The 16,107-nt window shown below is 52.6% G+C and carries 14 protein-coding genes; 7 read left to right on the top strand and 7 right to left on the bottom strand.

Annotation, left to right across the window (positions count from 1 at the left end):
• The first annotated feature begins 45 nt into the window (after positions 1-45).
• Positions 46-5,406, top strand: a complete 5,361-nt coding sequence (locus NEA10_RS16215) for a PAS domain S-box protein (protein ID WP_252662401.1) — start codon at positions 46-48, stop codon at positions 5,404-5,406.
• Between the two features lies 1 nt (position 5,407).
• On the opposite strand, the gene fabI is transcribed toward NEA10_RS16215, so the two are convergent.
• Together fabI and NEA10_RS16205 are read right to left on the bottom strand one after the other, a co-directional pair.
• Positions 5,408-6,184 carry an enoyl-ACP reductase FabI gene (fabI, locus tag NEA10_RS16210; protein ID WP_252662400.1) on the bottom strand — a complete coding sequence of 259 codons (777 nt, stop codon included), beginning with the start codon at positions 6,182-6,184 and terminating at the stop codon, positions 5,408-5,410.
• A 111-nt stretch (positions 6,185-6,295) separates the two neighbouring features.
• Entirely contained in the window at positions 6,296-6,460 is a 165-nt protein-coding gene (locus NEA10_RS16205) for a hypothetical protein (protein WP_252662399.1), read from the bottom strand.
• Between the two features lie 17 nt (positions 6,461-6,477).
• Between NEA10_RS16205 and ntcA the strand changes: the two genes are divergently transcribed.
• Positions 6,478-7,155, top strand: coding sequence for a global nitrogen regulator NtcA (gene ntcA / locus NEA10_RS16200; protein WP_252662398.1), 678 nt, complete (start codon positions 6,478-6,480; stop codon positions 7,153-7,155).
• On the opposite strand, the gene NEA10_RS20910 is transcribed toward ntcA, so the two are convergent.
• Positions 7,148-7,279, bottom strand: a complete 132-nt coding sequence (locus NEA10_RS20910; protein ID WP_258719043.1) for a hypothetical protein — start codon at positions 7,277-7,279, stop codon at positions 7,148-7,150. The genes ntcA and NEA10_RS20910 overlap by 8 nt on opposite strands.
• 30 nt (positions 7,280-7,309) lie before the next feature.
• Between NEA10_RS20910 and NEA10_RS16195 the strand changes: the two genes are divergently transcribed.
• Both NEA10_RS16195 and NEA10_RS16190 read left to right on the top strand, forming a co-directional pair.
• The gene (locus tag NEA10_RS16195; protein WP_252662397.1) at positions 7,310-8,803 is read left to right on the top strand and encodes a DUF3084 family protein; all 1,494 of its coding nucleotides are present in this window, start codon (positions 7,310-7,312) and stop codon (positions 8,801-8,803) included.
• A gap of 181 nt (positions 8,804-8,984) precedes the next feature.
• Positions 8,985-10,613 carry a SpoIID/LytB domain-containing protein gene (locus tag NEA10_RS16190; RefSeq protein ID WP_252662396.1) on the top strand — a complete coding sequence of 543 codons (1,629 nt, stop codon included), beginning with the start codon at positions 8,985-8,987 and terminating at the stop codon, positions 10,611-10,613.
• A gap of 3 nt (positions 10,614-10,616) precedes the next feature.
• Here the strand turns inward: NEA10_RS16190 and NEA10_RS16185 are convergent, their stop codons facing one another.
• Both NEA10_RS16185 and clpS read right to left on the bottom strand, forming a co-directional pair.
• On the bottom strand, positions 10,617-11,468 hold the full coding sequence (locus tag NEA10_RS16185) for a CPBP family intramembrane glutamic endopeptidase (protein WP_252662395.1): 852 nt from the start codon (positions 11,466-11,468) through the stop codon (positions 10,617-10,619).
• 86 nt (positions 11,469-11,554) lie between these two features.
• On the bottom strand, positions 11,555-11,836 hold the full coding sequence (clpS, locus tag NEA10_RS16180) for an ATP-dependent Clp protease adapter ClpS (RefSeq protein WP_252662394.1): 282 nt from the start codon (positions 11,834-11,836) through the stop codon (positions 11,555-11,557).
• Between the two features lie 383 nt (positions 11,837-12,219).
• Here clpS and NEA10_RS16175 point away from each other — a divergent pair, with 383 nt between their 5' ends.
• Positions 12,220-13,173 carry a glycosyltransferase family 2 protein gene (locus tag NEA10_RS16175; RefSeq protein ID WP_252662393.1) on the top strand — a complete coding sequence of 318 codons (954 nt, stop codon included), beginning with the start codon at positions 12,220-12,222 and terminating at the stop codon, positions 13,171-13,173.
• Between the two features lie 63 nt (positions 13,174-13,236).
• On the opposite strand, the gene NEA10_RS16170 is transcribed toward NEA10_RS16175, so the two are convergent.
• Positions 13,237-14,040: a TIGR01548 family HAD-type hydrolase gene (locus NEA10_RS16170; protein WP_252662392.1), complete on the bottom strand. Its 804-nt coding sequence runs from the start codon at positions 14,038-14,040 to the stop codon at positions 13,237-13,239.
• Positions 14,041-14,205: 165 nt separating this feature from the next.
• Between NEA10_RS16170 and NEA10_RS16165 the strand changes: the two genes are divergently transcribed.
• A complete protein-coding gene (locus NEA10_RS16165; RefSeq protein ID WP_087711002.1) occupies positions 14,206-14,505 on the top strand; it encodes a 30S ribosomal protein PSRP-3 in 300 nt (99 codons plus the stop codon).
• A 45-nt stretch (positions 14,506-14,550) separates the two neighbouring features.
• Here the strand turns inward: NEA10_RS16165 and NEA10_RS16160 are convergent, their stop codons facing one another.
• The gene (locus NEA10_RS16160; RefSeq protein WP_252662391.1) at positions 14,551-14,715 is read right to left on the bottom strand and encodes a hypothetical protein; all 165 of its coding nucleotides are present in this window, start codon (positions 14,713-14,715) and stop codon (positions 14,551-14,553) included.
• A 27-nt stretch (positions 14,716-14,742) separates the two neighbouring features.
• Here NEA10_RS16160 and NEA10_RS16155 point away from each other — a divergent pair, with 27 nt between their 5' ends.
• Complete coding sequence (locus NEA10_RS16155) at positions 14,743-16,107, top strand: methyltransferase domain-containing protein (protein WP_252662390.1); 1,365 nt, start codon at positions 14,743-14,745, stop codon at positions 16,105-16,107.

The following is a 16,107-nucleotide window of genomic DNA, read 5'->3' as shown; positions in this document are numbered from 1 at the left end:
TGTTATAGTTAACCTATAGTTCATCGCCAAGGTTGCCCTGTTCAAATGACTCTTGATGCTGCCGTCTTGTCAACGCTGATCGCTCGCTTGGAACGATTGGAGCAACAGCGGCAGCTTCATCAAGCCGTGGTAAATACGTTACCAGTTGCTTGTTTATATCTTGACTGCCATGGAACGATTCACTTTGCCAACCAGGGAGCATTGCGACAGCTCAATTGTGAACCAGAGGACTGTCTGGGTCAGTCTCTTTTATCATGGTTATCGCCTGGGGATGGAGAGCGCCTCTTAGAAGAACTCAACAATCTTGATCGCAACAGCGATGAGGACTGCCCCTTCTTTCTGCAGCAGTTTCACCTCCCTGGGGGGGACGTGCAACGACTCAGAACCTTTGTCTGTCCTCTTCCGAGTTTCTCAGAGAGTCTCCCCATGATTTTGATGCATTGGGAGCCGGTTCCCAGGCTGCCGGCCGCCGTAAAGGTCAGCAATCAGGCTCTAGACTCATTTCTCAATCCCCAGGAACAACGCAGTCCCCTGCAACAAGTTGCCCTTCAGCTGCGGGCTATGATTTTTGACTATGTGGTGTATCCTGATGGTCACGATAGCATCCCCTATGTCAGTGCTAACTGCGAAGATATCTTTGAGATCAGCGCTGAACAGATTCAGGGGGATAGTAGCCAGCTCTGGCAACTGATGGATACGGCCGATGTTCCATTTGCTCAACAGTTGATCGCCCATTCCGCTAAAACCCTGACCCCCTGGAACTTTGAATGGCGCGTCCGTCTCCCCTCAGGTCGTACAAAATGGCTTCAGGGGCTGTCCTATCCCCATCGCCATGAGGATGGCCGGGTGGTCTGGAATGGCATGATCTTTGACATTACCGATCATAAACAGACGGAAGATGACCTCTATAACTTAGCCCAGCGACTGCTGACAATTATCGAAACCGTCGAAGAAGGCATCACCCTCAGCGATGATGGGGATAACTTTGGGCTGTTCAATGCCAAAATGTCAGAAATCACCGGCTACAGTGGCACGGAAGCCCAAGAGAGCGAGAGTTTTTTAGCCAAACTTTACCCTGATCCCCAGGCCCTTGCCGAAGCCGCTGAGCGTCTGGTTGAAGTGCGAGAAACAGGTTGTCTGCGGAACTTAGAAACGACGATCCGAGCCAAAGATGGGAGTTTCAAAACCCTACTGGTGTCCACCACCCATTTTCCCCTGGCCGAACGCAATTGTTATCTGAGTGCCTACCGCGACATTACCGAGCGACGACAGGCGTATGAACAACTACGCCAGAGTCAAGAGTTTATCGAAGCCATCGCCAACGCCTCGCCCCAGATTCTCTATACTATTGATGCCCAAACCCTATGCCTCAACTCCGTCAATGGGCAAGTGCAATCCATTTTAGGCTATTCCCCCGATGACCTGGTGGGAAAACCCTTTAAGACCTGGCAATCCTTTTATCATCCCGAAGATTTGCCAACCTTACATGCCTATTTTGCCTCCTGGCAAGGGTTAGGGGACGGTGAAATTATCGAATGTCAGTATCGTGTACGCCATGCTGATCAGAGTTATCGCTGGTTGCGATCGCGCGATGTGGTCTTTAAACGAGATGAGCAGGGACGGGTACAACAGATTCTCGGGACCGCCAGTGATATTACCGAACACCAATTCGCAGAAGCCTCTCTGCGGGCCAGTGAAGCGGCCTTACGAGCGAGTCAGGAGCGGCTTAACGGTATTCTCTCCTCCTTAGATGATGCTGTTTGGTCCATGTGTCCCCACACTCTGCAACTGCTTTATATCAGTCCCTCGGTGGAGAAACTCTATGGTCGTTCGCCCGAGAAACTGGCCCGGATGAAGAACCCCTGGATGCGTAACATCCATCCCGGCGATCGCGCTACCTTTGTCCGTCAATGGCGACATCTAACAAGCCAAGGGAGCGTCGACATTGAATATCGCATCCTAGTCCGGGTACAGACCCGGGAGGAAGATCTCCATAGCCAACCGGGACGACGACCCAATCGTAAAGAACGTTGGCTACGACTGCGAGCACGACTGGTACATGACGAGCAGGGCATTCCCCTGCGCATTGATGGCATCAGCAGTGATATCACGGAGTTAAAAGAGACTGAAATTGCGTTGCGAGCCAGTGAAGAGCGGTTTCGGTCTTTGGTGGCCAATGTGCCGGGGGTCATTTACCGGGTGTTACCCAATGAGGGTTGGACCACCTTATTTGTCAGTGATGCGATCGAAGAGATGACCGGCTACTCCGCGCAAACCTTTCTCAAAGATGGCAATTTATGGCCCAAAATTATCTATCGTAAGGATTTCCCCCGGATTAGCCAACTGATCAACCACGCCATTACTCGGCGACAACCCTATGCCTTTGAATGTCGAATTCTCTGTGCTGACGGTTCCCTGCGCTGGATTTATGAGCGGGGCCAGGGGATGTGGGATCAATGGGGGAACTTACTTTATCTTGATGGGGCGATGGTGGATTTGACCGATCGCAAACGCAATGAAGAAATGTTGCAACGTCAGGCCCAACGCGATCGCCTCTTAACCACTCTCAGCCAGCGCATTCGTGAATCTCTGAATCTGGACGAGATTTTAGACCGCACCGTCCGGGAAGTACGCCATTCCCTCCAAGCCGATCGGGTGTTAATTATTCGCTTACAACAACCCAGTAGTAGCGAGGTGGTCAGTGAGGCTGTCATTCCTCCCTATGAGCCGACCCTGGGCCAACAGTTCTATGACGGCGAATTTCCCACTCACTGTTATCAAGCCTATGCCGAGGGACAATCGCGGCTGATGGTAGCCCCTGATATGACTTGTGAGGATGGCACCTGCCTGAGCCAGTTGGGGGTTATGCAGGTTCGCTCCCAGGTCGTCATTCCCATTCTTCATCCCTCGGCGATGGGAGCGAGTCTTTGGGGATTGTTAGTTGCTCATCAATGTTCCTCTTCACGCCATTGGCTAGATTGGGAAGTGGATATGTTAGGTCAACTGGCAGACCAAGTTAGTATTGCCATTGGCCAGGCCAATCTCTATACCCAGGTTCAACAAAGTGAAACGCGCTTGCGGGCGATGTTTGAGCAGGCCGCGGTGGGCATGGCAATTCTAGATGCTCAGGGCCAGATTTGCCAGACCAATAAGACCTTGCTCCAGATTTTAGGCCATCAGTTGCCCCTGCTCCAGATTGAGACCCTTGGACCCGAGGCGATGCTGCGAGAACAAGAATGGGAGCAATGTTATGAACGCTCCGATGGCTCCCTGGTTTGGGTTCAGTTGAATCTCTCGTCATTTCCCAAGCAAGGGGAGTTAAAGGGCTGCTTTTTGCTGATTGTTCAGGATATTAGCGATCGCAAACGGGCCGAGTTGCGGCTGCAACAACAGTTGCATTTTGAAACGGCTTTAGCTCGGTTTTCCAGTAGCCTCACCAGTAATAATGTGGTGGATTGGACGAGTTTATTAGGCTTAATTGGGCGATCGCTCCAGGGGAGTCGGGTTTATCTCAACCGCTTCAATTGGTCTGAGCACATCGCGCATTGGATGGCAGAATGGGTGGATGAACAGACACCAACCCTGTTTGGGAAGGCCCCAAGGATTTCCTTGGATGATTTCCCTTGGTGGCTTGGGAAGCTGCAACATAACCAAGATGTTATCATCCCCCATCGAGACCAGTTACCCCCCGAGGCGGCGGCGGAACGGGCCCTGTTCCAAGATAGCGGGGAGACCTCCCTACTCGAAGTTCCCATTTGGAGCCGCCAGCGAGAACTCTGGGGCTTTTTGGGGATTAGTATTATCCATGATACTCCTCGGCACTGGTCTGATGAAGAAGCTCGTTTGTTGCGGGTGGTGGGGGAGATTATTTATAACTACTGCGATCGCTGCCTCGTCGAACAGGCCCTGCGCGATAGTGAAGAACGTTTCCGAGTGACCTTTGAACAGGCAGCAGTTGGCTTGGCTCAATTAGACTTTCAAGGCAATTTTCTACGGGTGAATCGCCGCTACTGCACCCTGCTCGGCTATGAACCCGAAGACCTGTTACAGCGGAATCTCGGGGATGTTCTCAGTCACGATGACTGGGTCGAATCCTTAGAGAACCTACAAAAGATGCAATCAGGCAAGCTAGAGACCTGTGCTAAGGAAAAACGGCAACGGCGACGGGATGGCTCACTACGCTGGGCCCAAGTGACCGGTCAGGTGGTATTTGAGGGGAAAAAGCCTAAGTATGTTATCTATGCGGCGGCTGATATTCATGACCGCAAGCAGTATCAGTCAGCCTTGGAACGGTTGCGCCACCGGTACGAGTTGATTTTAAATGCAGCGGGAGAGGGAATTTGTGAGCTGAATTTACGCCAGCAGATCGCCTTTTGTAATCCGACAGCGGCCCGGATGTTGGGAAGCGATCGCGTGGCCCAGATTATTGGCTTATCCATCCATCAGATTATCGAGCCACTCCCTTCCCCCCATGGAGAGTCCTCGGGAGATGTCTCCTGGCAACAAATTTGGCAGACTCAGGTTACAGAACTGGAGGACTCCACCGCTGCCGGACAATCTCCCTCGATTCATCAAGCTCAGTTTCGCCGCCTGGATGGGGGAACCTTTCCCGTCGATTATATCTGTACTCCGATTGTCCTGAATGGGCAACATCTCGGGGCGGTATTGACCTTTAAAGATATCAGCGATCGCCTAGCCATCGAAAAACTGAAAAATGAGTTTCTCTCCATGGTCAGTCATGAGTTGAGAACCCCCCTAACTCCGATGCAGGTAGCTCTGGGACTGCTCAACAGCGGTAAGTTAGGTCCTCTGTCTGAGAAGGCTCAACATCTCGTCTCTATTGCCTTGAGTAATACAAATCGCCTACGCCGCTTGATTGATGATTTGCTGGACTTCCAACGTCTGGAGTCGGGGCGGGTGGAGTTAGATTATCAACAGTATTATCTCTTCGACCTGCTACAACAGAGCCTAGAAACCATGGCCGCTATGGCTGAGTCGGAGCAGATTTCCCTGGAGATTGCCCCTACAGATGAGAATTTGCAAGAGTTACAGATTTGGGGGGATGGAGATTTACTGATTCAGGTCTTGACAAATTTAGTGAGTAATGCTATAAAATTTTCTCCCGTTGGAGGTCAGGTGCTCTTAGCGGTGGAAGCCTGGCCCAAGTCGGGGGAGATTTGTATCCGGGTTTGCGATCGCGGTCGCGGCATTCCCCCTAACTGTCTAGAACTCATCTTTGACCCCTTCCATCAAGTGGATACCTCAGATTCTCGGGAAAAGGGGGGAACCGGTTTAGGACTGACCATCTGTCGCCGCATTGTTGAACAGCACCAAGGACGCATCTGGGCCGAAAATCGCCCAGATGGTGGGACACAAATTTCCCTGACGCTACCCTGGCAACCCTGAGCTACATTCCCATAATCTCGTAACCGGCATCCACATAGACCACTTGGCCCGTAATCCCGCTGGCCAAGTCACTACAGAGGAAGGCGGCGGTGTTCCCCACTTCCGTTTGGGTCACCGTCCGTCGCAGGGGGGCCGTTTGCTCCACATGATGAATCATATCGAGAATCCCGCCGACGGCCGAGGAGGCCAGAGTGCGGATGGGGCCGGCAGAAACGGCATTCACCCGCACCTGAGCGGGGCCAAACTCAGCGGCGAGATAGCGTACATTCATCTCTAGGGCCGCCTTAGCAATTCCCATAACATTGTAATTGGGGACAACCCGGACCCCCCCGAGATAGGTCATGGTCAGCAGGCTTCCCCCCTCATTCAGCAACGGTTTGGCCAGGCCTGCCATCTGGACTAGGGAATACGAGCTAATTTCAAGGGCCCGTAGATAGCCTTCCCGGGAGGCGTGACTAAAATCTCCACTGAGTTCATCTTTACCCGCAAAGGCCAGACAGTGAATCAAAATATCAAAGTTACCCCATTTCTCCTGAAGAGTCTCGAATAAGCTGCGAGTTTGGGCCTCATCCTGAACATTACAGGGTTCAATTAACGTCGGTTGTAGGGGTTCGACGAGGCTGCGGACTTTTTTCTCCTGACGACCGCGATCGTCCGGGAGATAGGTAATCGCCAGTTCGGCTCCGGCTTGGTGGAGTTGTTGAGCAATCCCCCAGGCAATAGAGCGGTTGTTGGCAATTCCCGTAACAAGAGCTTTTTTTCCAGTAAGATCCAGCATAGTTTATTCGGAGTGACGATCAGCTTTGTACCATATTTTCGGGCAAAATCGCCGCTGAAGTCCCTCCGCCGTTGAGAAAATTTTTCGGGGGGCCGCCGCAAGTTCTCGGGGTTAAACTCCAGTGGGGGTATCAAATTTGACGAATTTTTGCTCAAAATTCAATTTAAGTGGTCTCAGAGGGTTATTCTCAGGTACTAAGCCCCCCGATGAGGCTAGGTCAATGGCAGAATAGGGATGGGCGATCGCGCCTGCTGTGTAACGGTAACGTTGAGGCATGTGATAGGGAGAGGACGATGGTAGCCATGCAGGACAAACCACTGGCGGCTGTATTTCACCAGATGGGAAGCGGTAGCGGTGCATTTCCACCGGTTGTTGAAAACTATGAACGTGGAAAAACCATCTTTTTTCCCGGCGATCCCGCTGAGCGCGTTTATTTTTTAGTTAAAGGTGCAGTTAAACTCTCTCGCGTCTATGAGGCAGGAGAGGAGATTACAGTGGCGCTGTTGCGGGAGAATAGTGTCTTTGGGGTTTTATCCCTGATTACAGGACATCGCTCGGATCGGTTTTACCACGCTGTAGCCTTTACTCCGGTTGAATTGCTCTCGGTTCCCATTGAACAGGTGGAAAAGGCCCTAAAGGAAGATCCAGATTTATCGATTTTGATGTTACAGGGGTTATCCTCTCGCATTTTACAAACCGAGATGATGATCGAAACCTTAGCTCACCGTGATATGGGATCTCGTTTAGTGAGCTTTTTGTTGATTCTCTGTCGCGACTTTGGCCTTCCCAGTTCCGACGGAATCACAATTGATCTGAAGTTATCTCACCAAGCCATCGCTGAGGCCATCGGTTCAACTCGCGTCACCGTGACGCGGTTATTGGGCGATTTGCGCCAAGACGAGATGATATCGATTCACAAGAAGAAGATTACCGTGCATAATCCTGTGGCACTGAGTCAACAGTTTACATAATTGGCCGATTTGGACGCCAACCCGTTAAAATAGCATCCGCCGCAGGGACTGACGGCGGCGATCGCCCTTGTGTCACACTGCTATGGAAGGCGATCGCCGCCGTTTTGACGTCTGATTCCCTCATCCGAGAGTTCCCAGTCGCACAGGAGAAGCCATGACCACTGGATATGTTTTAATTTTGGCCATGCTGGTCCTCGGTTGCGCGATCGCCACGGTGGGAGATCAGATTGGCACGAAAGTGGGAAAGGCCCGTCTGAGTCTGTTTAACTTGCGGCCCCGCAAAACTGCGACTCTGGTTACAGTGGTGACCGGTGGCTTCATTTCTGCCTCGACCTTGGCCATTCTGCTGCTGTTAGATCAACGACTGCGAACTGGGTTATTTCAATTAGAGGAAATCCAACAGGATCTCTATTCCGCTCGCCAGGATTTACAGGATACTGAGATTGAAAAAGGCCGGGTGGAAACCGAACTCAAAGCGGCCCGCAATCGAGCGGCGTTGGTTCAGGAACGCTTGGATATCCTCAATCGCTCCTTAGAACAGGTGTCTCAAGAGTTGGCGGAGGCCCTGGAGGAACAGGTGCAAACCCAACAGCAATTGCGACAAACGGAAACCCAACTGGAAAACACAGAAGCCGAACGCCGTCAGGCGGAAGTGGAAATTAGTCGGATTGAGTCTCAGTTGGAGGATACTGAGGCCCAGCGAGAGTCTTTGGAAGTGGCAATTTTCCAGCTTCAACGTCAACAACAACAACTGCAAGCGGCCGCTGAGAACACCCGCCAACAACTCCAGTCCCGCGATCGCGAACTCGAACGCAATCGCCAACGACTGATGGGACAAGAGGGAGAGTTGGCTCGCCAAGAGAAAGAGCGATCGCGGCAAGCCAGAGAATTGTTACGGCAGGAGTTGGAGTTGGCCCAACGGGAGAACCTCTTGGCCAGCCTCAGTCAGCAACAGGCGGCACTGCAAGAGGAGTTACGACGGATTGGCCAAGACTTTCAGTTATTGCGGGAACGACGCTTGGCTATACTCCAGCAGCAAGTTCTGACCTCGGCCCGGGTACGAGTGATGAACCCCGACCAGGTTGATCCGGTAATTTTACAAATTCTTCAGGAAGCCAATCGCGTCGCCAGTCAGATTTTACGTCCTGGAACCCCCCTCAGCCCAGATCAACCCACGTTACAAGTGGAGTCAGATCAGATCCGTGAGTTACGGGAGCGTTTAGCAGGGGGTCAAGAGTATGTGGTTCGAGTCCGCTCATCCCGAAATTACCTCTTAGGAGAAGCCTTTGTACAAGGCTTTTTGGAGGTTTTGCCGAATCAGGTGCTGTTTGAGGCCGGTGAGGTGGTGGCTGAGGTGGTTGTGAATTTAGATGGGGATCTCAATGAGGTGTTTGATCGTATCTATTGGCTCTTGGAGGCGGCCCGCTTTCAGGGAGAACGACAGGGAATTCTCCCCGCTCAAATTCAGATGGTGGGGAGCCGGAATCCCCGGTTTCGGGAGTTTGTTGAACGTTTATTAGAAGAGTCTGGTGCGGTGAGCATTCAGGCGGTGTCCCAGAATGTTACCTATACCGCTGGCCCTCTGTTTCTGAATATCAAAGTTGTTCAGGATGAGGACCTTTTATTGGAATTGACTGTTGACAATTAGCAGATTTTGTGCAATTTCTAGAGACCCGTTTCGGGATTTTCATCAAGAGGCTCCCAGCCGGCTGCTGAGTCCCAGGAGAGTCCAGTGATTCAGGGGGTCTAGAGATGGGAGCGCCCGGGAGGTTTCTGGATTTGCTATCGTATCAACCATTGCCCCATTCGCAGATCGGAAGGCTTTAACCATGGTTAGCGCTCATTATTCCTCACGTGCTATTTCCCTCAAGGCGTTTTCCCACCCAGGACTAACTCGATTGCTGCTGACGAGTCTGTTCTGGTTGAGCGGCGCGGCAGTGGGCCTGGCCGGGGAATTTACCATTGATGTAGGAGTGGTGCAGCGATTCGGGGAAGAGGCTAGCGATCGCCTCATTTTGCGGGATGGTGGCGGTGGAACCCTGACGGTGACCTTTGAGGGGGGAGATGGAACCCCGCAAACTCAGGAACTCGAGAACTTAACCCTGGAATTGGTGACGCAACCTCTCTCGCAACCGGTGTTAGAGGAACAGGTGGTGTTGAGTACCCACCGCAGTTTTGAAAATGCTGAACAGGAGGCCCGGGAATGGCGCGATCGCGGAATTGAGGTCGAAATTGCTCAACCGAGTGATATTTGGCAGGTTTGGGCCCATCGTGACGTCTATCAAACTCCCCTGTTGCGTCGTCTGTTAATTGAAACTCTCGAACGTCAGGGATTTGAGATTGCTTATCTTAACAATCAGGTGCGCGATCGCCGCTATCAAGCGGGATGGGAGGCCGATGGATTTCGCCACAACCGCGACCATCTCAGGGTCAACGCCAGTTCTGGAACTATCCAAGTGACCACCCCTCGGGTTCAACGCACCTATGGCGGCCAGATGCAGTTACAACCCAACGCCTACGGAAGTTATACCCTGGTCAACACCGTTCCCATTGAAACCTACCTGCGCGGCGTGGTTCCCCATGAAATTGGCCCCAATGCTCCCTATACCGCCGTCGAAGCACAGGCCATTATCGCCCGAACCTATGCCTTACGGAATCTCCATCGCTTCGCCATTGATGACTATGAACTCTGTGCCGACACCCATTGTCAAGTCTATTGGGGGTTAGATAATACCGTATCTCGGGCCGACCAGGCGATCGCCGCCACTTCAGGATTAGTCTTAACCTACAACAACGAACCCATTGACGCACTCTATTCCTCCACCACAGGAGGCGTCACCTCCCCCTTTGAAGATGTCTGGTTAGGCGACTCCCGTCCCTATCTCGTGGCCCGGATCGATGCACCGACCAACATCTGGAATTTGGCCAACACCCCCCTCAACGACGAAGAGAACTTCCGTAAGTTTATGGCCCTTCAGGAAGGCTTCAATGAGTCGAACTGGAATACCTTTCGCTGGCGAGAATCCACCAGTCTAGAGGAGATGACCGAATTTCTCAAACGCTACTACCGCCGCAACAACCGGCCCATCAATTTTAACGAAGTCCAAGAGGTGGCCATTGTCGAGCGAGCCGCCTCAGGACGAATCTTAAAGATGACCATCACCACCGATGCTGGGGTCATCGAGGTTCCCAACGATGAAATTCGCAATGCCTTTTATCCCCCCATTAGCACCTTTTTCTATATTGAGCCGATTTACAAAGAAGATGGAGATGAGCGAGTCTTAGACGGCTATACCTTTGTCGGCGGCGGCTTTGGCCATGGCGTTGGCCTCAGTCAAACCGGCTCCTACAATCTCGCCAATCTCGGCTGGTCTAGTGCTGAAATCCTGGAATTTTACTATCCCGGCACTCAGTTACAGCCTCTAGCCGAGATTTCCCACATCTTCCAAGACCGCTAACTCTTAGAACCTTCTCTCCTCTCCCCTGCTCTGTGTCCTCTGTGACCCTGTGGTGACCCGACTCGCGATTACGATCCCCAGTAACAAGAGCAAGCCCAAAACTCCAGCCAAAGGATTACCATCAATGCCTGTAATCCAAGTGGGGAGGTCCTCAGCCGGTTTCCAGACCTGGCCCACATTAACCCCATAGTAGGCGGCCACCAACCCCCCATGGAAGCCAATCGGATAGCCTAAACGGCCGTCACCTCGGAGTTTGAGTTGAGCTAAAACGACCCCTAAGAGAACCAAGCCGAAAAATTGGGGAGCTGTCCGTAAGATTTCTGGTAGGGGTTTAATGAAATGTAAGAGAGCAAACACCACCCCATTGAGGGCGATCGCCCGCGATTGAGAGTAATCACGGCGTAACTCATCCCAAAACCAGCCCCGAAATAGCAGTTCCTCCGCAATTCCGATGGCCACCCCCACTAAAACCGCCTCCAAAACCAGAGAGACGAGTGGAACTTGGGGCCCCTGCCAAATCAGCCAACCCAGGGCCACCTGAACCAGAAACAGAACCAGGATAGCGGCGATCGCCCCCAGCAGTCCCCCCAAAAACTCCCAACCATTACGAGCCGTCCAGTCCAAGCCATAATAGGAAAACACCCGAGGTTCCCCATAGACGCGGCTTCCCCAAAGCTTCAATAACACCAGAAACAGCAAATAGAGGATTCCCGTACCCAGAATGCTGGCGGTATTAGAATCCTCAATCAAGCCATAAATTGGAATAGCGACGGGGAGCCAGAGGAGCAACAGCAGCCCCACAAAGCGACTTAAACGACCCAGGAGAGGGCGATCGCCCCAAGACTTCCGAAACATCAAAACAAGCTAAGCAATCGCCCAAAATCCCGCATCATTCTCCTCATCGCCGCAATTTTAAACCCATTCAGCTAAAATCTACTCTTTTAATCATCCGGCTCAATCGAGCTACTTAAACCGTGATTCCGTAACGCCTCACAGTAGAACTCAGCATGTTCGTGAGCACAAGTAATCACCAACGCCTTACCATTGGTGTGAGCTTCCATCATGATGCTGACGGCCTGGGGTTGCGTCAAAGCCGGAACCGTCTGCACCAGCGTCTGTACCACATACTCCATGGAATTAAAATCATCGTTGTGGAGTAACACTCGATAACGCGGTGCATGTTTACGAACTGTTGAACGTTTTTCGAGAGTTTCGACAGACACGATAGGACTCCTTATACACTAAAGTTGACAGAGACAAAACAGGACGGCCGTTCTCACAACAACAAGGGGTTGCGGCGAACCCCCTCTGCTGGTCAAATTTCGAGAGCTTCTACATATTTTTTTAATAGTAGAACGAGAACCCAAGTTTATCAACCCGATTAAACGGTCATAGAGAAAGCCTGGGATGAGGTCATCCGTAAGCCAACAGCCAGGGGACAATGATAGGATAAATCAGTCTCTCGCCCCCACTGTTGAGTCAGTTCAGGGATGGCTCATCCTGACATTATGGGGGGCCAGGACGACTCTAGCGTAACGCTGGCAACATTGATCGAGAGTGGCTTTCCCCGAACCTTGTCCCCCCTCACCCTAGTCTGAGAACCCCGTTGACCCTATCCTCATCCCCCACCCCCCACCCCTCAGTTTCTGTGATTATCCCCATCTACAACGGGGCCGCAGATTTACCAGATTTGTTGTCCTGCTTAGAGCAACAAACCTATCAATCTGAGACCTTAGACTATCTACTGGTTGATAACAATAGCCAGGATGACACCGCTCGGCTCATCGAAGACGCTGTTAAAACCACATCCATTCCCCTCAAACTCCTCTCAGAAGCCAAGATTCAGAGTTCTTACGCCGCCCGCAACCGAGGCATCCAGTCCAGCAATAGCGACCTAATTGCCTTCACAGACGCCGATTGTCGCCCCGAACCCACCTGGCTCGAACAGCTCCTGCAACCCTTCAACCAGCCCGAAGTCGGACTCGTCGCCGGTGAAATTTTGGCCCTCCCCCCGCAGACATTCCTCGAACGCTACGCCGAACAGCAAAAAACCCTCTGCCAAGCCTACACCCTAGAACATCCCTATTGTCCCTATGGCCAGACCGCCAACCTAGCCATGCGGCGACAAGCCTTAGAAACCGTGGGCCTCTTCCGTCCCCATCTCACTACAGGGGGAGACGCCGACTTATGCTGGCGAATCTTGCGGGGAACCGATTGGCAACTCAAATTTGCCCAACGAGCCATTGTGCGACATCGTCACCGGGCCACCTGGGAGGAATTAGAGAAACAATGGCAACGTTACGGAGAATCCAACCGCTATCTTCATGAATTACACGGCGTTGACTTACAGCCGAGTCAATCCCCCGTACGTCCTATGCTCCGTTGGTTCCTCAAATCCCTACCCCGAGAAACCGTAAAACTCGCCCTTGGCCGCAGCAATCTCGTCTCCCTCTGCGCTCCCCTCATCGGCGTTTACACCTCCCAAGCCCGACAACGAGGGCAAGCCGAAGCCCAACTCCCCGACGCGGCCCGAGATATCGAATATGTCAAAAAACCCTGACAAAGCCTGAACCCCTCCCCCTCCTCCTCTGTGTCCTCTGTGACTCCGTGGTTCCCCCCTCCCCTACCTAACCGTCTGTAAAATCAACTCAGGGGTTAAATCCGTGACTTGTTTCAACACGAACTGCCCCCCCGCCTCTTCCAGACGTTGCTGATGGAGTCGTTGGCTGTCTGGGTGAGTTTGCACATGAGGGGGAAGCACCCCGATCGCCATCCAGGGGCGATCGCCCTCCTGTTTAGCGGCATTCTTCACCACATACATATCCGCCACCGTATCGCCAACATAGAGAACCGGACAAGTGGGGCCAGCTCCCAATTGGCGTATGCTGTCAAATAAACCACTGGGGTCTGGCTTTCCCGGGGCATCCTCCATGGCCACCAACACCGGGGACTCCAAACCAATACGTCGCTGTAAGATATACTGAGCCGACCCTCGGGTCGCCCCACTAAAAAAGCCCCAGCCAATCTTGGCAGCGGTCAAACTCTCAAAATAGGGGCGTTGGGCGAGGATGGGTTCATCACAGATATACCCCGTCCAGTGATCCGGATTCTCCGCCGACTCCCCCCGATAGCGAGATTGAAAGAAGGCCACAATTTCCTCAAAATCCAAATTGAGGCGATCGCGATCGCCCCCCTGACTCTCGAAATAGCGGCAAATCAACTCCATCGAGCCTTCCCAATCATTATTCCAGATGCCCTCAGCTTTGAGTTGATCAATGTCCTCGGCAGTGGGACGATAGGCGCCCTGGGTAAACTGCTCAACGGTATCCGCCAGGGCGCGACGATAAGAAGAACTGACATCGCGAATCACACCGTCAATATCAAAGATGACAAGGGCCAGGGGTTCCGTAACAGACGCATAAGACATGGAGCGTTTAACTCTAAGAGGTTTTTTTGGGGCGAAGTCGGCACGAGGAGAGGGTTAGACTCCCCTCAACCTAACCTGAGACTGAATGGGATCTTGTCAAAGGCTTTCTGGGAGATAGTATAATGAGAAATTGCAAATTTTTAACACAAACGCGGGAGGTAACGCTTGTCTCGATTCATGTTGAAAGTCCTTTGGTTAGATAAGGACGTGGCGATCGCCGTTGACCAAGTTGTCGGGAAAGGCACCAGCCCCCTGACCACCTACTACTTCTGGCCCCGTAATGATGCTTGGGAACAGTTAAAGAACGAACTGGAAGCCAAGCACTGGATTACCGATGTTGAACGGGTGGAACTCCTCAACAAAGCCACGGAAGTCATTAATTACTGGCAGGAAGTGGGTAAAACCAAATCTATGGCAGAGGCTCAAGCTCAGTTTCCGGAAGTGGGCTTTACGGGAAGCCGGTAGGACTTGGCCGATTGAGTCCGGTATTCTTCTCTCGGGGTATTTTCCTCAATCGTTCCCCTGACGGCGGGTGAGTTTCACCCCAGCGTCAGGCGATGCCTTCGAGAGAAGTCCTAGATAGACCAACTCCGGTTGCCCGTTTTCGGGATGAAAACGGGTTTTTCCGTCTTTGTTGGGGAACTTGTCCCCGCTTCCCTCTATCGAGTAGGTCATCTTGCGATTGTTTTTGTGGAGATTGATGTGACCACCCCCCCTCAACTTGATACACCGTTATACCAGGCGATCGCCCGCAGTCTTAAGGGAAGTCTCTCGGCCCAGGGTCAGATTGCCTTTCCAGCCGTCAAAGGAGCGGTCGATCCCTATGGACAACGGATTAACCGCCTATTTTCCCTACTGGGTAAACCCCTATCCCCCTCGGAGTTAGTGAAACTCTGTCAACATCTGGCAACACTCCTAAAAGACCCCCCCACCTCCTCACAAATCGTCCTCAGCTATGAACCGGCGCGGGCCCCTCGTCAGGGCTTAGTCTATCGCTTGGACCGGGTTAAAACGAAGAGTCCCAGTCCGGCCCTCATCAGTGAGGGACAACTGGTGTTGCCCTCGATTCCCTGTTTGCGGCGAGATTATTTACAGCAGTTGGCGGGGATATTTGCCCTGCTGACTCATCCTCTCAATCAAGCTCAAGCGGAGCAGTTAGAGGCTCGCTTGCAAGAGGATTTGGAGACAGGCTTTCTCTTATCTCCCCAGGCGCGACTGGTGGTTCGCTATGCCAGTAATCCCCCGGAGGAAGGGGGCTTATCCTGTCAGGTGTCCGTGGTGACGCGATCGCTGGCTGAGCAATCTCAAACCCTTCTCCAACAAAGCCCTGATTATTGTGAGACTCTGGGGCCCTTAACCAAGGTGATGGATTTGGCTAAGTCGTTCTCAGCGGCGGAAACTCCGGTTCTTGTGGCTGGGGTGGGAACGGCTCAGTCGGCGTTACCTTTGGCCCGTCAAGGGTTTTCTGTGGATGCGATGGACTTAGCTCCCCCCTTTGCTCATCGCTTGGGTCAGTTGCTGCAACAGGAACCTCTCCCGATTCGGGTGATGGCTGAAGATATCCTAGACCCTTTGGTGACTCCCAAACCCGGCCACTATGGCCTGGGACTGCTGACGGAGGTGGCCTCCCGTGTGGCGGATGGGGAGGCGTTGGAGGGATTGTTGAGTAAGATCGCTCAAGCCTTGCGGCCTGGGGGAACTCTGTTGTTGAATCTCTTTTTGGCTTCGGAGGAGTTACCGGAGAATCCCTTGCTGGAGCAAACGGCTCGGGTCTTTAATTCTACGCTGTTTAGGCGATCGCAACTTGAGTCTCTGTTGCAACGGCTCCCGTTCACTCTGGTGGATGAGGTTCCCGTCTTGGCCTATGAACGAGAGCATCGTCCTGCGGACCAAGCCAAACTTGACCCCTGGTACGCTCGTTGGGCCCAAGGACAACAGGTGTTTGCGATGGCTGAGCCTCCTATGGCCCTCCATTGGCTCACCTTAGTTCGGGAGGATACCTCGGACGACTCTGATGAGAGCGACGGTCCCAAACCTCTGTTTTCCACGGTGGAAGCGGAGTTTTAG

Source organism: Phormidium yuhuli AB48 (assembly GCF_023983615.1).
GTDB lineage: Bacteria > Cyanobacteriota > Cyanobacteriia > Cyanobacteriales > Geitlerinemataceae > Sodalinema > Sodalinema yuhuli.
This window is presented reverse-complemented; position numbering and strand designations above follow the sequence as displayed.

Coding starts and splice junctions, on each gene's coding strand:
- NEA10_RS16160 (WP_252662391.1), bottom strand. CDS start 14,715: ATGACCTACTCGATAGAGGGAAGCGGGGACAAGTTCCCCAACAAAGAC.
- NEA10_RS20910 (WP_258719043.1), bottom strand. CDS start 7,279: ATGAGGGAATCAGACGTCAAAACGGCGGCGATCGCCTTCCATAGCAGT.
- fabI (WP_252662400.1), bottom strand. CDS start 6,184: ATGCTGGATCTTACTGGAAAAAAAGCTCTTGTTACGGGAATTGCCAAC.
- NEA10_RS16185 (WP_252662395.1), bottom strand. CDS start 11,468: ATGTTTCGGAAGTCTTGGGGCGATCGCCCTCTCCTGGGTCGTTTAAGT.
- NEA10_RS16215 (WP_252662401.1), top strand. CDS start 46: ATGACTCTTGATGCTGCCGTCTTGTCAACGCTGATCGCTCGCTTGGAA.
- NEA10_RS16195 (WP_252662397.1), top strand. CDS start 7,310: ATGACCACTGGATATGTTTTAATTTTGGCCATGCTGGTCCTCGGTTGC.
- NEA10_RS16190 (WP_252662396.1), top strand. CDS start 8,985: ATGGTTAGCGCTCATTATTCCTCACGTGCTATTTCCCTCAAGGCGTTT.
- NEA10_RS16170 (WP_252662392.1), bottom strand. CDS start 14,040: ATGTCTTATGCGTCTGTTACGGAACCCCTGGCCCTTGTCATCTTTGAT.
- NEA10_RS16205 (WP_252662399.1), bottom strand. CDS start 6,460: ATGCCTCAACGTTACCGTTACACAGCAGGCGCGATCGCCCATCCCTAT.
- ntcA (WP_252662398.1), top strand. CDS start 6,478: ATGGTAGCCATGCAGGACAAACCACTGGCGGCTGTATTTCACCAGATG.